Here is a 20,665-nt window from a genome sequence, read left to right on the forward strand (position 1 = left end):
CCAATCTGTGGGGTAGATTGCTCTGGCAGGGTCAAAAGCAACATTATGCCGGAGTAGAGTGGAAGCTTTAGGTCGCAACGTTCGGCGACGCTCGATCACAGGCGCAGCATTTTTGTCCAATTTTTCGGCAAGCGCGCGATTTGCATTGTCTGCTTAAGACAAAATTATTGTCTGGGCTGTTTGTATAGACATATCTTCATAAAAAGAGACCTTGAATACAGAAACCCCTGAAGAATACACCGTGTTCAAGGGTATAGGCGGGTGTGATGCATATCTTTCTCATCGATGACAGTCGTTCCATGCTGAGTGCGATGCAGGATGCGCTGTCCACTGTCGAGGATTGTCAGATCCTTGCTTTCCTCGACCCGTTTGATGCACTGACAAGCTTGCAGAATGTGACGCCCGACCTTGTACTAGTCGATTATGACATGCCCGGCATGAGCGGCATTGAGGTCATCTCGGCCATCCGCCAGAACGAAAGCACTGCTGCGGTTCCGGTCATCATGATTACGTCCAACACCGAGCCCGCCATTAAAATGGAAGCGATGGCCATAGGCGCGACAGAGTTTCTGACCAAGTCCGTTGACAGGGCCGAACTCAGCCTGCGGGTGCGCAATCTTCTAAGCATTCGGGCAGAGCAGATTGCACTGGCCCGGAGAGCACAAGAATTGCAGGCCAAGTTTGAGGATGCGCTCGCGTGCGTGGAACGCCGTGAGGAAGAGATCATCTGGCGGCTATCACGCGCAATTGGCTGCCGCGACGGCGAAACCGGTAATCACCTCGATCGTGTGGCGCTGATGTCCCGCATCATTGCCGAAGAGCTCGGTTTCGACAAGCGGCAGGCGCGCGTCATCTTTCTTGCAACGCCATTGCATGATGTCGGAAAGCTGGCTGTGCGCGACGCTATTCTGCTTAAGCCCGGCAGGCTCTCTTCCGAAGAGTTCCTCGATATGCAGAAGCACACGGAATTCGGGGCGGAAATCCTAAAGGATAGCTCGAGCGAGCTTATCCAGACCGCTCAACGCATTGCCGCCAGCCACCACGAACGCTGGGATGGTACCGGCTATCCTCATCGCCTGAAGGAAACGCAAATCCCCATTGAGGCGCGCATCGTTGCCGTCGCCGATGTGTTTGATGCTCTCTGCTCAGAGCGTCCGTATAAACCTGCCTGGCCGGTGGAGAAGGCGTTTGAGGAAATTCTGCGCGGAAGCGGCACACATTTCGATCCTTCCTGCGTGGCTGCCTTTCGGCGGCGCTGGCAGGAGATAAAAACTCTCTTCGCTGCATCCGTACAGGAAGTGGCAAGCGATCTCCAGCCAGCTCTCAAGGCCATTTCGAGCTGACGTCTTCGCTCGTCAGCGAATCGACATCTGTTCAAAACCCCAAATTAAAGCGTGATGCCCGCGCATTTCCGACGGGAGCGATGACCGCTCCATAGCTGGACAAGTGCTGCGTCATGGCGAAAAGCTTCCATCCAGTTGCCAGACAAGCGCGGCGAAGGTCGTCGATTCTGTCATGAAATCGTCATATACTGCTGGACCTCAAGGCAAATCATGAGTAACCAAGAGTATGGGCAGGCACGAATGGAATTTCGTCCTGGAGAAGGCGGGTTGTGGCAGAGCAACGCGATTTATCGCCGAAGAAAAGGCGTGTCAGGCTTCAAGAGGGTTGTAATGCGGTCGCTGGACAGCGCAGTTGTGCAGGAATTACGGCAGCGGGTATCCCTTCAGAAAGATCCGGCCCGGATCGAAAGAGTGGATATCCAAGGCAAAACCTACTGGATCAAGAGGCCGGAGCATCACTCCTTCCTCTGGAGACTGCGCAAAGGTGATCCTCTCAAGGCTTTGCGTCGGGAAATTCTCGGTTATCGTCAATTGAACGCGCTTGGGCTTGCTGCTGCCCCCTTGGTGGATTCGGGAGCGGATTACTTTATAACGGCGAATGGTGGGGCTTCGATCGCGACGCTGTATCACGATCAGTTGGATGCTCCTGAGGAGCGAGGCCGCGCACTTCGCGCTGCTGCGAAAGCTCTTCACGATATTCACGCGGCAGGCATGGCGCACGGTCGCCCCAATCTGAAAGATATGCTGTGGGACGGTGAGAAGGTCCACTTCATCGACTTCGAAATGTTTGGGGTGATCAAGAACCAGCGGCGAGCACAGATCCTGGATTTGTTGATCTTTGGCCTGAGCTGTTTTGCAATTGCCAATAGTTCCGCAACGCAGACGCGCGAAGCCATCCTGACGTACCGTGCACTCGATCAGCGTGGTATCTGGCAGGGTGCAATTCGCTGGCTTCGCCGCCTGCAACCTGCGCGCCGCGCGATGCAGCCACTGTTGAAGAGCGGAAAGCGGCTGCGCGATCTTCGTGCCTTTTGCGCGATGATCGACCTGTTGACTGCGCTCGATGCCGAGGTTGCTGGGGCTGCTTGAAAAGAGAGCAGTAGCGCACAGGTGCATGCAAAATAAAGCGCCTGGCCTTGCCGGTTGCGGATCCTGAGCAGATGTGGCTGTGTCCCCCCGATCCCATGTCGTTGAAAACCTCGCTGACACGTGGGGTATCCGGCTTCAACCATTGGCAAGACGGGCCAGGCCCGTAAGCTTGAGCATTTCCAGGATATTCGATGTCATTCCTTCATCGCTTGAACCCAGCGCTTGTGCCAGTCAGCGGACGAGAAAGGCTGCGAGCTTCCTTGGGGGCACTGGCAGGAATCTTTCTCACGGGTCTTGTCAGTTCCATTGCAATCGGTTCGGAGGCTGCCATGCCACTGCTCGTCGCACCGATGGGCGCATCGGCGGTGCTTCTGTTTGCTGCACCTGCCAGCCCTCTCGCACAGCCGTGGTCGATCATAGGCGGGAACACCGTGGCGGCTCTCATTGGTGTCAGCTGCGTATTGTTCATTCCGCATCCACTTATTGCCGCATGTGTCGCAGTGGCGGCGGCCATCGCCGCCATGTTGATGTTGAACTGCCTGCATCCACCAAGCGGCGCGGTTGCATTGACGGCGGTTCTCGGTGGTCCGGCTATCCATCAGGCCGGCTACTGGTTTGTCCTTTCACCTATTGCAGTCAACTCGCTGATCCTGCTGTCGGTGGCGCTCTTCTTCAACAATTTGACGGGGCGACGCTATCCGCATGCGTCGGTCAAGCCTGTCGGTGCGCCCGTAACTGCTGATCCGCTGCCAAGCCATCGGCTGGGCGCGACGCAGGCCGACATCGAGGCGGTCATTCGCGATCTTGATGAAGTCGTGGATGTCAGCGCAGAGGAACTGGATGAACTCTTTCATAGGGCACAGTTAAGAGCATTCGAACGGCAAACGCGTGCCATTACCTGTGCCGATATCATGTCGCGCGATGTCGTCGCCGTTGAATCCGGCAGCGATCTTAAATCCGCCTGGCGACTTCTCATGACACGCCATGTCAGGGTCCTCCCCGTGGTGGACGGGGACGGAACCCTGTGCGGCATCATTGGACTTGCCGATTTCTTGCGCAATTCGATCCTGTCTGAAGCGGGGACGCTGAAACTGGGTTTCGGTACGCGTCTGGCAGCATCTTTATCGGGCAGGGCACTTCCCAGAACCGTCAACGACATCATGGAGAATGAGGTGCGGTCGGCCCTGCCGGAGACACGGATCAGCCGACTGGTTTCTCCCTTGGTCGATCAGGGGATCGATCAGATACCGGTTGTGGACCATGACAATCGGTTGGTCGGAATTGTCAGCCAATCCGATTTGCTTGCGGCTGTCTTTCAAGAAAGGCTGGATCAATCAGCTGCGTTTTGACCGTTTGCTGACATTTTGGCGGATATGCTCGACGGAGATGCGCGTCTGTTACGGCACATGCCTCCGCCTCTATCTCCATCAAAGAACATTAGAATTTACGCGATGTTAACCATAAACGTGAGTAAGTGGCGGGCTATCTCGAATCGTCTTGAGCATTGGAAAAGGCGAACCATCTTCGACGTATCCAGGGAAACGCTGTGGTTGAGGCCCGATTGACTTTGCTGGCATTATTACTTGCCCTGGCTGGCTGCGGGACGACCGGCGGCGTGAGGCCGCCAAGCGGGCCTGAACTGGTTGCTGCGGAAAAGGCGCTTCTGATCCCGCCACCGGGTGGACCCGCTATTGTGGGCGTTGTTCAGAGCAGCCATGCAAATGGGGTTGAACAGACCATCTCATTGGCAACGACGTCGCGCGTCCCTGGCCAGAACTATTTCAAGGTCACATTCAATGGCGGGCGGCAAGCCGGTGAGCCGACAGATCTTGCTTATCGTTCGGTCAGCGAGACAGCCATTCGACGTGAAATGGCAGCGGCGGTGCCCGGTGTGCGCCTGAACCGTTCATCGCTGTATCTCCAGAACGCCTATGGTCCTTTCGGTTACGCTTCCGGTCTCTCGCTCGCTGGTGATGCCTGCCTGTATGGTTGGCAGCAGATCCGTTCCCGTTCCACCGGTAGCGGCATCGGTCGTGATTTCGGCATGATTCAGGTTCGCCTGAGGCTTTGCGACAGCAGGTCAACCGAGAACGAACTCCTGAGTGTCCTTTACGGCTATACCATTGTGGGGACCTTCCAGGGCGAGATCTGGAACCCCTATGGCAGTCCGGGGCCAGTCGATCCGCGCCTGGGGCTGACGGGGCAACCGATTTACCCGACACCCAATGTGACGGCACGTAATCTGGCTTTCGGCTATTCAACCGCCGACCTGATGGCAACCTCGTCCATCCGGCCCGGTCCGGCTGCGCCGGGTCCTGCGACACCCGTTCCGGCTGCTGCTGCCGCACAAAGCCGGATGGACCTTGATAAGGTGACGGCCAATCAGGCCACGCTGTCTGCGCCGAACACGACAATCGGTGCTGCGGTAAGGGTGCCTGCTCCGCCGAGCTTTGGGTCTGAAACCGCTCCTGGCGGAAACACGACCGCGATCACCGTCCCGTCGCCAGAGTGCCTGGGCAGCGCGGCTGGAAAATCCAGCGCTTGCAACAACAAAGGCAGCGGCATTCCCGCCCCTTGATGGGGTGGATCGCTGTCGAGGGAATGAAGATGCGTAATGCACCAAGCGTTGTCCTTTGGGTGGCTATGGCCATCTGTGTGATCGGCCTGATCACTCTGCCCGTGAATCTGCAGACGCAGCTCATTCTCAGCGTCACCGTCGTGACGATCATGGCCCTTTTGAAGATCCTGGGCATTGGCGGTCGCTGGCGGCTGGTGGCACTGGCCTTCGGCATGGCGATCGTCTGGCGCTATGTCTACTGGCGGACAACCGAGACCCTGCCGCCCATCAACCAGCCGGCAAACTTCATTCCCGGGCTGCTGCTTTATCTTGCCGAAATCTACAGTGTGATGATGCTGGCCCTCAGCCTCTTCATCGTTGCTATGCCTTTGCCGTCAAGACCATCGAGGGCGGCGGCGCAGAAGACTTTTCCAACCGTCGATGTCTTCATCCCGACCTATAACGAGGATGCGGTTCTTCTTTCCAATACTCTGGCTGCTGCCAAGGCCATGGATTATCCAGCCGATCGTTTGACGGTGTGGTTGCTGGATGATGGGGGGACCGTTCAGAAGCGAAATGCCACGGATGTGCGTGAATCTGCAGCGGCAGTGGCACGGCATAAGCAGTTGACGGAGCTTTGCCAGGCGCTCGGTGTGAACTACCTGACGCGCGAAAGAAATGAACACGCCAAGGCGGGCAACCTCAATAATGGCCTTCGCCACTCCACTGGCGAACTTGTTGCCGTTTTCGATGCCGATCATGCCCCGGCGCGTGACTTCCTGTTGGAAACGGTCGGCTATTTCGAGGAGGATCCGAAGCTCTTTCTCGTTCAAACACCGCATTTCTTCCTCAATCCCGATCCGTTGGAGCGCAATCTGAGAACCTTCGAGCGGATGCCGAGCGAGAACGAAATGTTCTACGGCATCATTCAGCGTGGCCTAGATAAGTGGAACGCCGCCTTCTTCTGCGGTTCTGCAGCGGTTCTCAGCCGAAAGGCGCTGGAAACGACGAAGGGCTTCAGTGGCCTCAGCATCACCGAGGATTGCGAGACAGCCCTTGAATTGCACAGCGCTGGCTGGAACAGCATCTATGTTGACAAGCCGCTGATTGCTGGTCTCCAGCCCGCCACCTTCGCCAGCTTTATCGGCCAGCGCAGTCGATGGGCGCAGGGAATGATGCAGATCCTGCGATACCGCATGCCTCTCTTCAAGCGCGGTCTCTCAATGCCGCAGCGCTTCTGTTACATGTCTTCAACGCTGTTCTGGCTGTTTCCCTTTCCGCGCACGATCTTTCTCATCGCGCCTTTGTTCTACTTGTTTTTCGATCTGGAGATCTTCACGGCCTCAGGCGGTGAGTTTCTGGCCTACACGCTGGCCTATATGCTCGTTAACCTGATGATGCAGAACTATCTCTACGGTTCTTTCCGCTGGCCGTGGATCTCAGAGCTTTACGAGTTTGTTCAGACGATCCACCTGCTGCCTGCCGTCATCTCCGTCATGCTCAATCCGAAGAAGCCAACTTTCAAGGTGACAGCAAAGGATGAATCCGTTTTTGTCAGCCGATTGTCGGAAATCAGCCGGCCCTTTTTCATTATCTTCGCAATCCAGATCATTGCGCTGATCGTCACCGTCTACCGCATCTATACCGAACCCTATAAGGCGGATGTAACGCTCGTGGTCGGCGCGTGGAACCTCATCAATCTGATCCTGGCCGGCTGTGCGCTGGGCGTCGTCTCGGAACGCGGCGAGAAGTCTTCGTCCAGGCGTGTGCGTGTTCAGCGGCGCTGTGAATTCGGTACGGGCGATCAATGGTACGCTGCCTCGATCGAGGATGTGTCCGTTGGCGGTGCAGGCTTGCAGGTATTTGGTCGTGATCTGGCCAGCCTTGCGCCCGGCACGGATGCGGCAATTCGCTTTCGGCCGCATGGAAGCACGGATGAAACCGTAACGCTTCCACTCGTGGTTCGCGGCATCACAAATGCGGGCGATGTCTCGCTGCTCGGATGCCAGTACAGGCCGCGAAGCCCGCAGGATCATCGCTGGATCGCCGATCTTATCTTTGCCAATTCCGCCCAATGGGCGGAGTTTCAAAAGGGACGCCGCTACAATCCCGGCATTTTGCGGGGCACGATCTGGTTCCTCGGTCTTTCGCTCTATCAGACGAGCCGGGGATTGCTGTACCTCTTCCGTGGCATGGGGAGGAGCGCTCGATGAAACGTGCCCGCGCATTCCCCGCAATCGTAGCTCTTGCCTGGCTCCTGACCGCGCTGAGCGGGCTTTCGGATCCTTTGCTGGCCGCTCCCTTCGACATGACGCCGGAAACCCCTGACACCGCTCCGGCTATACCGAACCTCGGGTCACCGGCTCTCCCGCCACAGCAACAGCTGCGCCCGCTGTCCGCCCCATCCCAGGCGCAAGTGCCTGCCGGACGCGGTGACACGGGCCGCCGTTATCTAGTTCCCTCCAATGAGCTGATGCTTGCGGGCGAGTTTGCGCGTAGTGTGTGGACGGTTTACCTGACTGAACAGGAAGTGAACCAACCAGCCAAGCTGAGTTTTGCCTATCGCAATGCGGTTGTCATCGCGCCCGAAGCCTCGCGCCTGTTCATTTTTCTGAACGGCCGCAAGCTTGCAGAAGAGCCCGTCGGCGCCGCCGATGCTGCGCGTCAGGTCACGACAGACGTGCCGCGTGGTATGTTGCAGGCAGGGGCGAACCGCATTGAAATCAGGGTCGATCAGCGCCATCGCACAGATTGCGATATTCGCTCCACCTATGATCTCTGGACTGTCATAGAGCCTGCCGAAACATACCTCAGCTTTGAGGGCAAACCGGCTGCAAATCCGTCAGTCGCGGAAGCGGTTCGCGCCATTGGCGTGGATGCCGATGGAAATACGCGGTTTCACGTTGTCGTACCATCGCTTGGCCAGCCTGCCGCCGTTGCACCCTTGATGCGCCTGACGCAAGGGCTTTCCCTGCTGGCGGGAATGCCGAACCAGACGATTACCTATAGCGCGGCTGGTATCGGGGAGCCGTCTGCCGGGAAGTTGGCGATCCTCGTTGGCACAGCAAGTGAACTACAGCCGATCTTCCCTTCGCTTCCCCCTCTCGCACAGCGCTCGGGCGTTGCTGTGCTGGTTCCCGATCCCGGGTTGGGGCAAGACATCCTCCTTGTCTCCGGCCCGGCCTGGAGTGACATCAGCGCTGCCATCGAAGGTTTGATTGCGCCGCTGGATCGTGCGGCAGATGTTCGACGCGATGTCATCAACATGCAAAGATGGGCGGCGCCGGATGCGCCGCTTCTTTTCGGTGGCGAGAGATTGCCCCTGTCGCAGCTCGGTGTGGACACGATCGAATTTCCGGGAAGACGTGTCAGGACTGCCTTTAACATTGCAGTTCCGGCCGATTTCTATGCGAACGCCTATGGCGAAGCGCAGCTTTTGCTGGATGCCGCTTTTGCGAACACCGTCCTGCCCGGCAGTCATGTGGATGTCTATGTCAACGGCAATATTGCGTCGACCGTGCCGATCAATTCCACAAAGGGCGGCATCTTCCGGCATCTGCCGATTAAGGTAGCGCTGCGTCACATCCGGCCGGGCGTGAACACGGTGGAACTGGAAGCCGTTATTTTCACCAAGGAAGACGCCGTTTGCGCACCGGGCGCGACGGCGTCCTCGGAGCCACGTCTGGCAATCTTCAACACGACGGAGTGGTTGATGCCGAAATTTGCGCGCATCAGCCAAATTCCCAATCTTTTGGCCCTTTCGGGAACCGCCTTGCCCTATGCAAGGGCGGACGAGCCGCTGATGCTGTCGCTGGAACGCTTCGATGCAGAGACCTTGGGTGCTGCTTCCACGTTCATGGGCAAGCTGGCGCTGATGGCCGGACAACCCATCGCCACAGACCTTCTGGCTTCCGCATCTGCGATTGGGGAACGAAACACCATCTTCTTTGGTTCGATCTCGCAAATGCCGCCAAAACTTCTCACGCAGATCAACCTGTCGCCGGATATTGCCACTCAATGGCGTCCGAGCAGTGACGCACCTGCGCAGACTGCCGAAACTTCGCAGGCATTCGAAAAATGGCGCTCGCGCGTGAGCGGCGGCATCTGGAGCGGCCAGGTCAGCGCCTTGCAGGAGTGGCTGCGCCGTAATTTCGATATCTCCCTGTCATCGCTGCGCTTTATTCCGGTTACGGATACGCCTTTCTCGCCAACGCCCAACCAGAGCCTTCTGGTGGCTCAGGGCGCAAGCCCGCAGGGCAGGGCAAGCTGGACAGTTGTGACGGCGCCGACATCGACCGAACTTGAGGAGGGACTGACCTTCCTTTCGCAGCAGCACCGCTGGCAGCAGATTGGTGGCCGCGCAACCGCCTTTGCGGTGAAGACGGATGAAGCTCAGGTCGTGCCCGCAGTCCATTCAGAGTTCGTACAGACCGGGCCAAGGTCTCTTGGAAACTATCGGCTTGTTCTGGCCAATTGGCTGTCGACCAACGTCCTCTTCTATGCGATTCTTCTGGTTGTACTCACCGTCCTTTTTGGGCTTCTGACGGCTTCCGTCCTGCGCCGGTTGGGGAGGGACGAATGATTTTCCGGTTCATGGCGATACTCATGGCCCTTTCATTCGCCAGTGTGGCCCATGCTGCCGAGACGGATGCGCCTGTTACGGCTGCGGAGTGGGCAAGCTACAAGGGCAAGTTCCTCGATCCGACCGGGCGCATCGTCGATAACGGTAATGGCGGGATTAGCCATAGTGAGGGCCAAGGCTATGGGCTGCTGCTTGCCTATCTGGCAAACAGCCCTTCTGATTTTGAACAGATATGGTCCTTTACGCGCACTGAACTTTTGCTGCGCAATGACGGTCTTGCGGTCTGGAAGTGGGATCCATCCGCCAAACCGCATGTGAAGGATATCAATAATGCGACCGATGGCGATCTTTTGATTGCCTATGCGCTGGCATTGGGCGGAGCCCAGTGGCGCCGGATGGATTATGTCGAGGCGGCGGCTCGCATTGCACGCGCCGTGCTGAGTGAAACGGTAATTTCAACGGGTGGCCGAACCGTTCTGCTGCCGGGTGTTGCAGGCTTTCGCGCCGGAGATCGGGAAGACGGGCCGGTGGTCAATCCGTCCTATTGGCTGTTCGAGGCAATGCCGGTCATGAAACTGCTTGCGCCTTCCGATCAATGGGACAAGCTGAGGGACGATGGCGTTGCCATCCTCCGCAGCCTGGACATTGGTCCGGCCAAACTTCCCCCGGAATGGGCCAGCCTTCGCCAGAAACCCAAGGCGTCAGCGGGGTTCGAACCGCAGTTCTCCTACAATGCCATCCGCGTTCCGCTTTATCTGGTCCGTGGCGATATCAGGGACAAGGATCTGTTGAGACGGATCAAGAACGGTATGGTGGACAGAAACGGCATCGTTTCCATTATAGATCTGCCGACTGGCAAGCCGGTCGAACAATTGCCGGATCGTGGCTATCAGATCGTACATGATCTGGTGGAATGCGTGCTCGACGGAAAACCTCTGCCAGAGACCGTGAAGCAGTTTCAGCCGGAATTCTATTACCCGGCCACGCTGCAATTGCTCAGCCTGGCCTATGCAAGGGAGAACCGTCCCTCGTGTATTTGAAGCTTCCGATCACCCTTCTTGCGGTTGCCGCCGTTGGCGGCGGAGTAGCGACATCGCTCAGGCAGAATCAACCCGATTCCTTGCCTGCACAGGAGTGGCAGTCCACATCGTCCGAGCGGCAGGCCCGGATCCGGATGGCGCCTCCTCTGGAGGATCCTGCAGCCGTTGCGGAACAGATCCGCACCGCGCAGGCGAAGCCGGTCACTGAAACCCCGGTCACTGCACCGGCAAGCGGGCAAGGAAACGATCTGAGCCAGGCGCAGCCATCCGAGGCGGTGGCGCAACAGCCACAGGCGGCCCCCCCCGGTGCTGCCGCGCAAACATCGGCTGTTCAGTCAGATGCAGCACAGCCGGATCTTTCCGCTCTTCGCTATTTTGCGGCACGTGGAGATACCGCTCGCCTTCAGGCGGAAATCGCCCGCTTGCGTTCACTTTATCCCAACTGGACACCGCCAGATGATCCCCTGGCTGTGCCCGTTGGGCGCGATGAGCGGCTTGAAGCCATGTGGAAGCTTTACGCAGATGGCAAATATGCAGAAGTGCGCAAGGCGATTGCCGATCGTCAGGCCCAAGAAGCTGGCTGGCAGCCGCCGCAGGATCTGCTTGAACGCTTGAATGTGGCGGAAACACGTGTTCGTCTTGTGAATGCATCCGATCTCAAACAGTACGAAACAGTCATTGATCTGGCCGCACGCACACCCAGCCTGAGGACCTGCAGCGATGTGGATGTGCTCTGGCGTCTTGGTGAAGCTTTCACCAGCACTGATCGGCAGGATCGAGCATTGGCCGTCTATCGCTATATTCTCGAAAACTGCGATGACAAGGATCAGCGCATCGCAACAGCGCAGAAGGCATCTACTCTCTTGAGTGCTGACGCATTTGCTCCCTTGTTGGCGTTGGAGCGCAATGACGAATTTGCCTCGGTTCGCGACGATCTTGCGCGCAACCGTGTTGCCCAAGCTAATGAAAAGCCGGGCTCCAATGTCCCTACAGAGGATTTGCAGCGGCTTCGCACTTTGGCGGAGCGTGATGGGCAGGTCACGGATGCCCTGCTTCTTGGCTGGTACTCTCTGCGTCACAATGACATTGCTGCAGCGGAAAAATGGTTTCGCAGCGCGCGCGCTGCGGAAGACAGTGCCTCTGCTTCGCAAGGGTTGGCGCTAGCCCTGATCCAGCTGAAACGTGCCGCAGAGGCCGAGGAGGTGATGTACAAATGGCGCAACAATTCCGAAGAGGCGACGGCAACCTATCTTGCCACCACGGCCAATCTTCTGGCTGGTGAGCCGCCGCCGCGGGTTTCCGAGGCGGTTCTTGCCCGTGTTGCGGAAATGGTCTTTGAAAAGAAATATGTGCCGACAGCGCAGCAATTGGGCTGGTATGCGCGCGCATTCAATCAGCCGCAGACAGCGGCGCAATGGTTTGAAACAGCATTGAGCTGGAAGGCAGACGATGAACCCTCCGCCTATGGCCTTGCCATCACGCGCCAGCAATTGAACGATCGTGCGGGCGTGGCAGAGATCCAGCGCGTCTGGGCTACACGGTCGCAGCGAATTGCCACTTTGGGCATGCTGACGAACGCGCCCCCGCCGAATGTGGCCGCAGCCGTTCCACAAGAGCCAATAGTCGCTCAACAGCCGCGAACCGTTGCGGTTGCCGCACGTGGAGCGCCAACACAGCCGCGGGTGGCCCGCAGAAGTGCCCCGGCTGCGGCTTCTACGCGTTCTTCCTGCACGGGCAATTTCAACCAGGTTGATCTTTCGCCGCCTGCGGCACTTGGTCAAGGTTGGTGTCTGATGGACCTCAATAGGCCGCTGGAAGCAGCAAATGCGTTTGAAACCGCCTTGTCGTCGAGTGACAACAAGGTCAGACAGGATGCAGCCTATGGTCAAAGTCTCGCCTATCTGCGCCTCGGCCTGACCAGCAAGGCTGCCGTGGCCGCTGCCAAAGCACCACAGCAGCCAGGCCGCTCGGCTGAGTTGCAGGTTGCCATTCTGGCCGATCGTGCCAATGCAGCCTTCAACTCGGGCCGCTTCCGCGAAGCCATCGTCTATCTTGACCAGCGTGCCATGTTCCAGCCGGAACCGACGGACTTGATGGTGTTGCGTGCCTATGCCCTGATGAAGCTGGGGCGAGCAAGCGATGCGCTGCGCATTTTCGAGGCCGTGGCCGAAACGGGCAATCGTGACGCTGCACGCGGCAAGGGCGAGGCCCGGATTGCTCTCGGTTTGCGTGAAAACTGAGGGCTTGCGGGGAGATGGCCAGTTCGGCAAAGCCGCTGCACTGTTTTCACGCAGGCTTCAATTCATCGACCGGGGCGTTGCGCCGGTCATCTTGCGGTAGGCGCGATAGAAAGCACTGGGTTCGCTGTAGCCAAGCTGATTGGCAATGTCTGCAACGTTCAGCGTTTCTTCCCTCAAAAGGCGTTCCGCAATGACAATCCGGATCTCGTCCTTTATCGCGCCATAGCTCTGTCCCTCCGCCTTCAGCCGCCGCCGAAGTGTTGCCGGGGCCAGCTTGAGTTCCTCGGCAATGGACTCGAACTTTGGCCAGTCCGCAGGGGGTGCTTGTGCCAGAATTTGCCGAATTTTGCCTGTCAGTCCCTGATCATGGCGGTAGCGGATGAGAATATTGGCCGGGGCATCGCGCAGGAAATGCTTCAAAGCCTGCTCGTCACGAACGACGGGCAGATCCAGCAATGTTACATCCAGCACCAATCGCGTCTGTTCGCAATCGAAAGAGACCGGCGCGCCGAAGAACTGCCGATAATCATCTCGTCGTTCGGGCGCGGCACAGGCAAATTCCAGCCTGCGGAGCGGCAGGCGCCGACCGACGAGCCAGCTGGAAACGCCCATCAGGATAAGCCAATAGGTGCGGAACGCAAAGGCGCTGCGCGGCTCGCTGGAGACAAGCTGTATCTGCGCTTCGGAGCCGGTGCGATGAAGGGTCCCGCCCGGTTCATCCAGCACTACGCCGAGGAAGATAAGCGCCCGCTGGATGGCTTCATCCAGGTTTTTGCAAGTGAGGAGGCAATGGCACAGCAATGAAAAGCTGCCAGGGCGCATGGGGCGTGCGGCGAGATTGAAGAATTCGTCCTGCACTTCGGCCGCGATGCGCCACCAGAGATTGCCATAGGCGACATTGGATACAGGTTGCGCCAAAGCATCGGGAATGCCGCACTCTTCAAGAATGTTGGCGGGATCAATGCCCCTTCTGCGCAGGCATTCCAGCGCGTCATCGACGAAGCCGGGCGAGATCATTCTCCGCTCCAAACACCACCTCTTGCAAAAACGATCACCAAAGATGTTGCATCCTGCCATTGTTTGCAATGTTGAGCAAACTAGACTCTGACCGTTGATCGGTTCTGGAGGGAGCCGGAAACATGGGAGGAATTTGAGGATGCACGGACTGAAAGCCCGGGATGAACGGCCTTCTTATCAGCAAGCGGTGAGCGGCTTTTCCCTGAATGCGCTAACGCGCCAGCTATCCGGTGATCTTGAGCAAGGCATCAATGCCTGCGTGGAGTGCTGCGACCGCCATTGCGGAGAGCAACGCACTGCCTTGCGCTGGATAGCGGCGGACGGCCATCTTGCGACCTTCACCTTTGAAGACCTGAAAGACATGGCTTCGCGCATCGCCAATGTGCTTCAGGCGCAGGGTATCCGGCCCGGCGATACGGTTGCCGGAATGCTCCCGCGCACACCGATCCTGATTGCTTCCATTCTGGCAACGTGGCGTTTGGGGGCTGTCTATCAGCCGCTTTTCACCGCTTTCGGACCGCTCGCTATCGGCCAGCGCTTGAAGACCGGGGCAACCAGAGTGCTGATTACCAACGGTGCGAACCGCGCGAAGGTCTCTGACGTCGATGTGCCGGTACAGGTCCTGTTCGTCACCAATGGCGACGATGGTGCACCCGAAGGCGATATCGATCTACGTCAGGCCATGGCCTCGGCCCCGGCTGAATTCGATCCGGTGTTTCGTCGCGGCGATGATCTGATGATGCTGATGTCGACCTCCGGCACGACAGGCACGCCAAAGGGTGTGCCTGTTCCGATAAGGGCTCTGCCGTCCTTTGAGGCCTATATGCGTCATGCCGTCGATCTTCGCGAGCAGGACGTGTTCTGGAATGTAGCGGATCCCGGCTGGGCCTATGGGCTCTACTATTCGGTAACTGGCCCTCTTTTGCTCGGATGCGCCACGACGTTCACGGAAGCTGCGTTCAATGCCAAGCAGTTCAGCGAGGTGGCGCAACAGATCGGCGTGACCAATGTAGCGGGATCTCCAACCGCCTTTCGCCTATTGATGGCGGCGGGCCATGAGAGCTTCGAGCCATTGAAAGGTCAGTTGCGGGTGGTGAGCAGCGCGGGAGAGCCGCTGAACCCGGAGGTTATCCGCTGGTTCGATACGCATCTGTCCGCCCCCATTCACGATCATTACGGCCAGACGGAGCTGGGGATGGTGGTCAACAACCACCATGGCCTGGCGCATTCGGTTCGCCCTGGATCGGCGGGATACGCCATGCCAGGCTACCGGGTGGCCATCCTCGATGATGACGGGCGCGAGCTTGGCCCCAATCAGCCAGGTATTCTTGCCATAGACATGAAAAACTCCCCGCTTCTCTGGTTCCACGGCTATTACCGTCAGGATACGCCCTCCATTGCCAATGGCTTCTATCGCACTGGAGACACCGTCGAGTTCGAGGCAGACGGCTCTGTCAGCTTCATCGGTCGTGCTGATGATGTCATTACCTCGTCTGGCTATCGTATCGGCCCTTTTGAGGTGGAAAGTGCGCTGATTGAACACCCGGCAGTGGTTGAGGCTGCGGTGATTGGTGTGCCTGACCCCGAACGCACCGAGATTGTCAAAGCCTTCGTCGTCCTTGGGCGCGGCTTCAAGGCCGGAGTGGAACTTGCGGAAGAGTTGCGCCAGCATGTGCGCAAAGCGCTTTCCGCCCATGCTTATCCAAGGCTCATCGATTTTGTCGATGAATTGCCCAAGACACCCAGCGGCAAAGTGCAGCGCTTCATGCTGCGCAAGGCCGAAATCGATAAGCTCGGCAAAAAAGAAGGATCAGCAGCATGAACATGGAAGATCGCGTCTTCCTTATCACGGGCGCAGGCTCCGGTCTGGGTGCTGCCACCGCTCGCCTTCTGGCTGGTCAGGGAGCAAGGGTTGTTGTGCTCGATATCAACGAGGACGCAGGTGCCCGCATGGAAGCGGAGCTGGGGGCAAGGGCACGCTTCAAGCGGACGGATGTGACAAGCGGCGAAGACGCCATTGCAGCAATCGATTTTGCTCGCGCAAATTTTGGCCGCATAGACGGTCTGGTCAATTGCGCAGGCATTGCGCCCGGAGAACGCATTGTGGGCCGCAACGGCGCGCACGGACTGGATAGCTTTGCGCGTGCTGTCTCTATCAATCTCATCGGCACGTTCAATATGCTCAGATTGGCTGCCGAAGCGATTGCAGCACAGCAACCGGACGAGACAGGCGAGAGAGGTGTCATCATCAACACAGCCTCGATTGCAGCCTTTGATGGACAGATCGGGCAGGTGGCCTATGCCGCCTCCAAGGGGGGCGTCGCCTCCATGACCTTGCCAGCGGCGCGAGAGCTGGCTCGGCACGGCATTCGCGTCATCACGATTGCGCCCGGCATCTTCGAAACGCCGATGATGGCTGGCATGCCGCAGGAGGTTCAGGATGCGCTGGGCGCGGCGGTTCCTTTCCCGCCGCGGCTTGGCAAGCCTGAGGAATATGCCGCGCTTGTTCGTCATATCATCGAGAACCAGATGTTGAATGGCGAAGTTATCCGTCTGGACGGCGCGCTACGCATGGCGCCAAAGTGAACAGGATCAGGAGACAAGAACATGAACAGGCAAGATCCCGTCGTCATCGTCGGTATGGCCCGTACACCCATGGGCGCGTTTCAGGGAGAGCTCTCCTCGCTGACTGCGAGTGAACTGGGTGCTGCAAGCATCGCTGCGGCTCTTGAGCGGTCGAAGGTTCCGTCGCAGACGGTGGACGAAGTGCTGATGGGGTGCGTTCTGGCGGCAGGTCAGGGGCAGGCCCCCGCGCGTCAGGCTGCCATCAAAGCTGGCATTCCCTTGTCTGCTGGCGCCACGACCGTCAACAAGATGTGTGGCTCGGGCATGAAAACCGCGATGCTGGCGCATGATCTGCTGCTTGCGGGGAGCGCTGATGTGGTCGTGGCTGGCGGCATGGAGAGCATGTCGAATGCGCCTTATCTGCTGCCGAAGGCGAGATCCGGCTATCGCATGGGGCACGGTCAGGTAATTGACCACATGTTTCTGGATGGTTTGGAGGATGCCTATGATCATGGACGATTGATGGGCAGCTTCGCCGAAGATTGTGCCCAGGCTTATCAGTTCACCCGTGAGGCGCAGGATCGGTATGCGCTGGCTTCGCTGGAAAAGGCTCAGAAGGCCATAGCGGGCGGTCAGTTCACCCACGAGATTACGCCGGTCGCGGCGCGGGCCGGCAAGACGGATATTGCGGTGGGAGCGGATGAACAACCCGGCAAGGCACGTCCGGACAAAATCCCGACGCTGAAGCCAGCCTTTCGCGACGGCGGCACCGTCACAGCCGCCAATTCCTCGTCCATCTCCGATGGTGCAGCCGCCCTTGTGCTGATGCGCGCGTCTGAAGCGGAGAAGCGCGGCTTGACCCCGCTTGCCCGCATCCTTGGCCACGCCACCCATGCAGATAAACCCAATCTCTTCCCCACGGCACCGATTGGCGCAATTCAGAAACTGATGGGAAGGACAGGGCTGTCGCGAGATGCGATCGATCTCTTCGAGATCAATGAGGCCTTTGCGGTTGTTGCTATGGCAGCTATTCGGGATCTGTCACTGCCGGAAGAGCGCGTGAATGTGCATGGCGGCGCCTGCGCGCTTGGCCATCCCATTGGAGCCTCAGGCGCGCGCGTCCTCGTCACGCTCCTGTCTGCGCTTCAGACCCACGATTTGAAGCGCGGCGTCGCCTCGCTGTGCATCGGCGGCGGGGAGGCGACCGCTATGGCCATAGAGCGGATGAACTGAACCTATTTGTAGAGGACGACCAGGAAGCCCTGAACCACTGCGCCGCTGATATTAGCGATGGAATGGTTCACATCCGCCGGATAGCGCGCCGTCTCTCCGGCCTTCAAGCGCACGGAGCTTCCAGCGCTTGTCACCTCTACGCCGTCCGCCATCGCGGTGAAATGTTCGAACGTGCCCAGCGTGTGCGGTTCGCTTTCCAGTCTGCCGCCCGGTTCAATCTCGACCTGATACCACTCCGACTGTCCGGCGAGGCGAGGGGAGCTTAGAATCTTGAGCCGGCAAGAGCCATCGGCACTGCGAATTTCGGGCGTATGAGATGCTGATGTAACCTCGATCTGATCATGGGCTGTCGTCGAAGCGCTGGCACCGATCAGATCGGAGAATTCGATCTCGAGTGCTTGTGTGAGGCTCCAGACCACAGCGAAGGTGGGATTGGCCTCCCCACGCTCTATCTGGCTCAGCATGGATTTGGATACGCCGGATTGGAGCGAGAGCTGCTCTAGCGTGAGTTTGCGCTGTTTGCGTTGCTTCTGAATGGCGGGCCCAATGCGCGGGGTCTTCTTCGACATGTTGTTTCCCTGATATTTCGACATCGCACTACCATACTTCCGTCATAACGGAAATCTGCATCTCTCCAAACTGTTTGCACCCAGTACAAATGCGGATTGACAGAAAATCCGATATAGCGGATTTGTACAGTAAAACGGAAATCGGGAGGTTTCATGAACAGGGATTTCAACGCACGCATCGCAGCCGTATTGCAGCAGATAGAAACAGACGGGCTTTACAAGCGCGAACGGCAGATCACGAGCCAGCAAAGCGGCGTGATCCGTATTTCCAGTGCCGCTGGAGAGCGGAACATCGTGAACCTCTGCGCCAACAATTATCTTGGTCTGGCAAACCACCCGGATGTTATGGAGGCTGCCAGACAGGGGCTGGAACAGTTCGGTTTCGGCATGGCGTCAGTTCGCTTTATTTGTGGCACGCAGACACTGCATCGTCAGCTTGAAAAGCGTATTGCAGACTATCTCGGCAAGGATGACGCCATTCTGTTTGCCGCCTGCTTCGATGCCAATGGCGGCGTTTTCGAGCCTTTGCTCGAGGCGGAGGATGCAATTATCTCCGATTCGCTGAACCATGCCTCGATCATCGATGGTGTTCGTCTCTGCAAGGCCAAGCGGTATCGTTTCGCCAACGGTGACATGAACGAGTTGGAAGATCGGTTGAAACAGGCCGACAGGGAGGGTGCGCGCTTCAAGCTGATTGCCACCGATGGCGTGTTTTCCATGGATGGCTATGTGGCGAACCTGAAGGCGATTTGCGATCTTGCGGATCGCTACGATGCGCTGGTGATGGTTGACGATTGCCATGCGACAGGCCATCTCGGCGCGCAGGGCCGCGGCACGCCCTCCCTCACAGGGGTCAATGATCGCGTCGATATCGTCACAGGCACACTCGGCAAGAGCCTTGGCGGCGCCATGGGCGGTTTCGTTGCCGCATCACAGCCGGTGATTGATCTGCTTCGCCAGCGGGCGCGGCCCTATCTGTTCTCCAACAGTCTTGCACCCGCCGTGGCAGCCGGTTCGCTGAAGGCAATCGATATTGCGGAAAAGGCAGATGACCGGCGGGCGACATTGGCGAGCCATGCCGCCCGGTTCCGGTCCGGTCTTGAACGGGCAGGCTTTGAATTGCTGAAAGGCGATACGCCGATCATTCCGGTCATGCTGCATGAAGCGCAGCTTGCGCAGGCCATGGCTTTGGCTCTCGATGAGCGCGGCGTCTATGTCGCGGGCTTCTTCTTTCCGGTCGTGCCGAAAGGCAAGGCCCGCATTCGCACGCAAATGTCTGCCGCCCTGACCGAAAAGGATGTCGATTTCGCCATCGATGCCTTTGTCGATGCAGGCAAGGCGCTGAAGATCATCTGAGTCAGAGAGAAAGACAGCGAAAATGAAGGCACTTGTGAAAGCAAAGGCTGAACCGGGCCTCTGGCTCGATGATCGTCCGGTTCCTGAAATCGGTCCGGATGACGTTCTGATCAAGATCAACAAGACAGGCATTTGCGGCACGGACATCCACATCTATGCCTGGGACGAGTGGGCGCAGCGCACGGTGCCGGTGCCTATGATCGTTGGCCACGAATATGCAGGCGTCATTGCTGAAGTCGGCGCGAATGTTCGCAATCTGAAAATCGGGCAGCGCGTATCCGGCGAAGGCCATGTGATTGGCATGAACAGCCGGGCGGCACGCGGTGGACGCTTTCATCTGGACCCTGAGACGAAGGGGGTTGGGGTCAATATCCCTGGCGCTTTCGCGGAATATCTGCGACTTCCGGCCTTTAACGTGGTGCCTTTGCCTGATGCTGTCGATGACGAGCTGGGTGCCATTCTTGATCCGCTGGGAAACGCTGTTCACACGGCTCTTTCTTTTGATCTCGTCGGCGAAGACGTTCTCATCACGGGTGCCGGGCCCATCGGCATCATGAGTGCAGCGGTTGCGCGCCATGTCGGTGCGCGTCATGTGGTCATTACCGACATCAATCCAACGCGTCTGGAACTGGCTGGAACGGTTGCGGATGTCACTCCAGTCAATGTGGCGAAGGAGGATCTGCCATCCGTCATGGCGCGTCTCGGCATGAAGGAAGGTTTCGATATCGGGTTGGAAATGAGCGGTGCGCCTTCCGCCTTCGACCAGATGGTGGATAACCTCGTCATGGGCGGCAAGATTGCAATGCTTGGCATTCCTTCCCGGCCCGCGACGGTGGACTGGACCAAGGTTGTGTTCAAGATGCTCACGCTCAAGGGCATTTATGGCCGCGAGATGTTCGAGACCTGGCACAAAATGCTGGCCATGCTGGAAAGCGGGCTCGATATCCGCAAAGTCATCACGCACCGACTGTCGATCTCGGATTTCAAGGCCGGTTTCGATGTCATGCAGAGCGGCAATAGTGGCAAGATCGTCCTGGATTGGACTCGATAGAGCATTTCTGGTGGAGTTTTGCT

Annotated in this window: 15 protein-coding genes; 13 read left to right on the forward strand and 2 right to left on the reverse strand. The window is 58.2% G+C overall.

From position 1 onward, the window contains the following. Positions 1–266: 266 nt before the first annotated feature. The 8 genes from ACFSE1_RS18540 to ACFSE1_RS18575 all read left to right on the forward strand — a co-directional run bounded on the left by ACFSE1_RS18540 (position 267) and on the right by ACFSE1_RS18575 (position 12,851). Positions 267–1,343 (forward strand): HD-GYP domain-containing protein, encoded by a 1,077-nt coding sequence (locus ACFSE1_RS18540; protein ID WP_377404831.1) that lies wholly within the window; start codon positions 267–269, stop codon positions 1,341–1,343. Between the two features lie 330 nt (positions 1,344–1,673). After that, positions 1,674–2,432 carry a lipopolysaccharide kinase InaA family protein gene (locus ACFSE1_RS18545; RefSeq protein ID WP_377404835.1) on the forward strand — a complete coding sequence of 253 codons (759 nt, stop codon included), beginning with the start codon at positions 1,674–1,676 and terminating at the stop codon, positions 2,430–2,432. Positions 2,433–2,623: 191 nt separating this feature from the next. Next, positions 2,624–3,781: an HPP family protein gene (locus tag ACFSE1_RS18550; protein ID WP_465269785.1), complete on the forward strand. Its 1,158-nt coding sequence runs from the start codon at positions 2,624–2,626 to the stop codon at positions 3,779–3,781. Between the two features lie 212 nt (positions 3,782–3,993). Next, positions 3,994–5,010, forward strand: coding sequence for a cellulose biosynthesis protein BcsN (gene bcsN, locus ACFSE1_RS18555; protein ID WP_377404840.1), 1,017 nt, complete (start codon positions 3,994–3,996; stop codon positions 5,008–5,010). A 29-nt stretch (positions 5,011–5,039) separates the two neighbouring features. Next, positions 5,040–7,202, forward strand: a complete 2,163-nt coding sequence (gene bcsA / locus ACFSE1_RS18560; protein ID WP_377404843.1) for a UDP-forming cellulose synthase catalytic subunit — start codon at positions 5,040–5,042, stop codon at positions 7,200–7,202. After that, on the forward strand, positions 7,199–9,571 hold the full coding sequence (locus ACFSE1_RS18565) for a cellulose biosynthesis cyclic di-GMP-binding regulatory protein BcsB (RefSeq protein ID WP_377404846.1): 2,373 nt from the start codon (positions 7,199–7,201) through the stop codon (positions 9,569–9,571). Before bcsA ends, ACFSE1_RS18565 begins: the two co-directional genes overlap by 4 nt. After that, positions 9,571–10,611, forward strand: coding sequence for a family 8 glycosyl hydrolase (locus tag ACFSE1_RS18570; RefSeq protein WP_377405099.1), 1,041 nt, complete (start codon positions 9,571–9,573; stop codon positions 10,609–10,611). The genes ACFSE1_RS18565 and ACFSE1_RS18570 overlap by 1 nt, the downstream gene beginning before the upstream one ends. Continuing rightward, positions 10,602–12,851: a tetratricopeptide repeat protein gene (locus ACFSE1_RS18575; RefSeq protein WP_377404849.1), complete on the forward strand. Its 2,250-nt coding sequence runs from the start codon at positions 10,602–10,604 to the stop codon at positions 12,849–12,851. Before ACFSE1_RS18570 ends, ACFSE1_RS18575 begins: the two co-directional genes overlap by 10 nt. A 57-nt stretch (positions 12,852–12,908) precedes the next feature. Here ACFSE1_RS18575 and ACFSE1_RS18580 read toward each other — a convergent pair whose 3' ends face one another. Next, positions 12,909–13,880 (reverse strand): AraC family transcriptional regulator, encoded by a 972-nt coding sequence (locus tag ACFSE1_RS18580; RefSeq protein WP_377404852.1) that lies wholly within the window; start codon positions 13,878–13,880, stop codon positions 12,909–12,911. Positions 13,881–14,007: 127 nt separating this feature from the next. On the opposite strand from ACFSE1_RS18580, the gene ACFSE1_RS18585 reads away from it, so the two are divergent. From ACFSE1_RS18585 to ACFSE1_RS18595, 3 genes are read left to right on the forward strand one after another with little or no spacing between them, the layout of a single operon-like run. Continuing rightward, positions 14,008–15,690 (forward strand): AMP-binding protein, encoded by a 1,683-nt coding sequence (locus ACFSE1_RS18585; protein WP_377404855.1) that lies wholly within the window; start codon positions 14,008–14,010, stop codon positions 15,688–15,690. Further along, the gene (locus ACFSE1_RS18590) at positions 15,687–16,454 is read left to right on the forward strand and encodes a 3-hydroxyacyl-CoA dehydrogenase (RefSeq protein ID WP_377404858.1); all 768 of its coding nucleotides are present in this window, start codon (positions 15,687–15,689) and stop codon (positions 16,452–16,454) included. The genes ACFSE1_RS18585 and ACFSE1_RS18590 overlap by 4 nt, the downstream gene beginning before the upstream one ends. Before the next feature lie 21 nt (positions 16,455–16,475). After that, complete coding sequence (locus ACFSE1_RS18595) at positions 16,476–17,666, forward strand: acetyl-CoA C-acyltransferase (RefSeq protein WP_377404861.1); 1,191 nt, start codon at positions 16,476–16,478, stop codon at positions 17,664–17,666. Positions 17,667–17,668: 2 nt separating this feature from the next. On the opposite strand, the gene ACFSE1_RS18600 is transcribed toward ACFSE1_RS18595, so the two are convergent. Then, a complete protein-coding gene (locus ACFSE1_RS18600) occupies positions 17,669–18,235 on the reverse strand; it encodes a helix-turn-helix domain-containing protein (RefSeq protein ID WP_377404864.1) in 567 nt (188 codons plus the stop codon). A gap of 153 nt (positions 18,236–18,388) precedes the next feature. Here ACFSE1_RS18600 and ACFSE1_RS18605 point away from each other — a divergent pair, with 153 nt between their 5' ends. Beyond that, positions 18,389–19,591: a glycine C-acetyltransferase gene (locus tag ACFSE1_RS18605; RefSeq protein ID WP_377404867.1), complete on the forward strand. Its 1,203-nt coding sequence runs from the start codon at positions 18,389–18,391 to the stop codon at positions 19,589–19,591. A gap of 22 nt (positions 19,592–19,613) precedes the next feature. Continuing rightward, the gene (gene tdh / locus ACFSE1_RS18610) at positions 19,614–20,642 is read left to right on the forward strand and encodes an L-threonine 3-dehydrogenase (protein ID WP_377404870.1); all 1,029 of its coding nucleotides are present in this window, start codon (positions 19,614–19,616) and stop codon (positions 20,640–20,642) included. Positions 20,643–20,665 lie beyond the last annotated feature (23 nt).

It is taken from the genome of Affinirhizobium helianthi (genome assembly GCF_042680945.1).
In the GTDB taxonomy this organism is placed as follows: domain Bacteria; phylum Pseudomonadota; class Alphaproteobacteria; order Rhizobiales; family Rhizobiaceae; genus Neorhizobium; species Neorhizobium helianthi.

Bases quoted from the DNA above. Each gene is read 5' to 3' on its own strand.
- ACFSE1_RS18585 (WP_377404855.1), top strand. From the start codon at position 14,008: ATGCACGGACTGAAAGCCCGGGATGAACGGCCTTCTTATCAGCAAGCG.
- tdh (WP_377404870.1), top strand. From the start codon at position 19,614: ATGAAGGCACTTGTGAAAGCAAAGGCTGAACCGGGCCTCTGGCTCGAT.
- ACFSE1_RS18540 (WP_377404831.1), top strand. From the start codon at position 267: ATGCATATCTTTCTCATCGATGACAGTCGTTCCATGCTGAGTGCGATG.
- ACFSE1_RS18565 (WP_377404846.1), top strand. From the start codon at position 7,199: ATGAAACGTGCCCGCGCATTCCCCGCAATCGTAGCTCTTGCCTGGCTC.
- ACFSE1_RS18600 (WP_377404864.1), bottom strand. From the start codon at position 18,235: ATGTCGAAGAAGACCCCGCGCATTGGGCCCGCCATTCAGAAGCAACGC.
- ACFSE1_RS18590 (WP_377404858.1), top strand. From the start codon at position 15,687: ATGAACATGGAAGATCGCGTCTTCCTTATCACGGGCGCAGGCTCCGGT.
- ACFSE1_RS18605 (WP_377404867.1), top strand. From the start codon at position 18,389: ATGAACAGGGATTTCAACGCACGCATCGCAGCCGTATTGCAGCAGATA.
- ACFSE1_RS18545 (WP_377404835.1), top strand. From the start codon at position 1,674: ATGCGGTCGCTGGACAGCGCAGTTGTGCAGGAATTACGGCAGCGGGTA.
- ACFSE1_RS18550 (WP_465269785.1), top strand. From the start codon at position 2,624: ATGTCATTCCTTCATCGCTTGAACCCAGCGCTTGTGCCAGTCAGCGGA.
- ACFSE1_RS18595 (WP_377404861.1), top strand. From the start codon at position 16,476: ATGAACAGGCAAGATCCCGTCGTCATCGTCGGTATGGCCCGTACACCC.
- bcsA (WP_377404843.1), top strand. From the start codon at position 5,040: ATGCGTAATGCACCAAGCGTTGTCCTTTGGGTGGCTATGGCCATCTGT.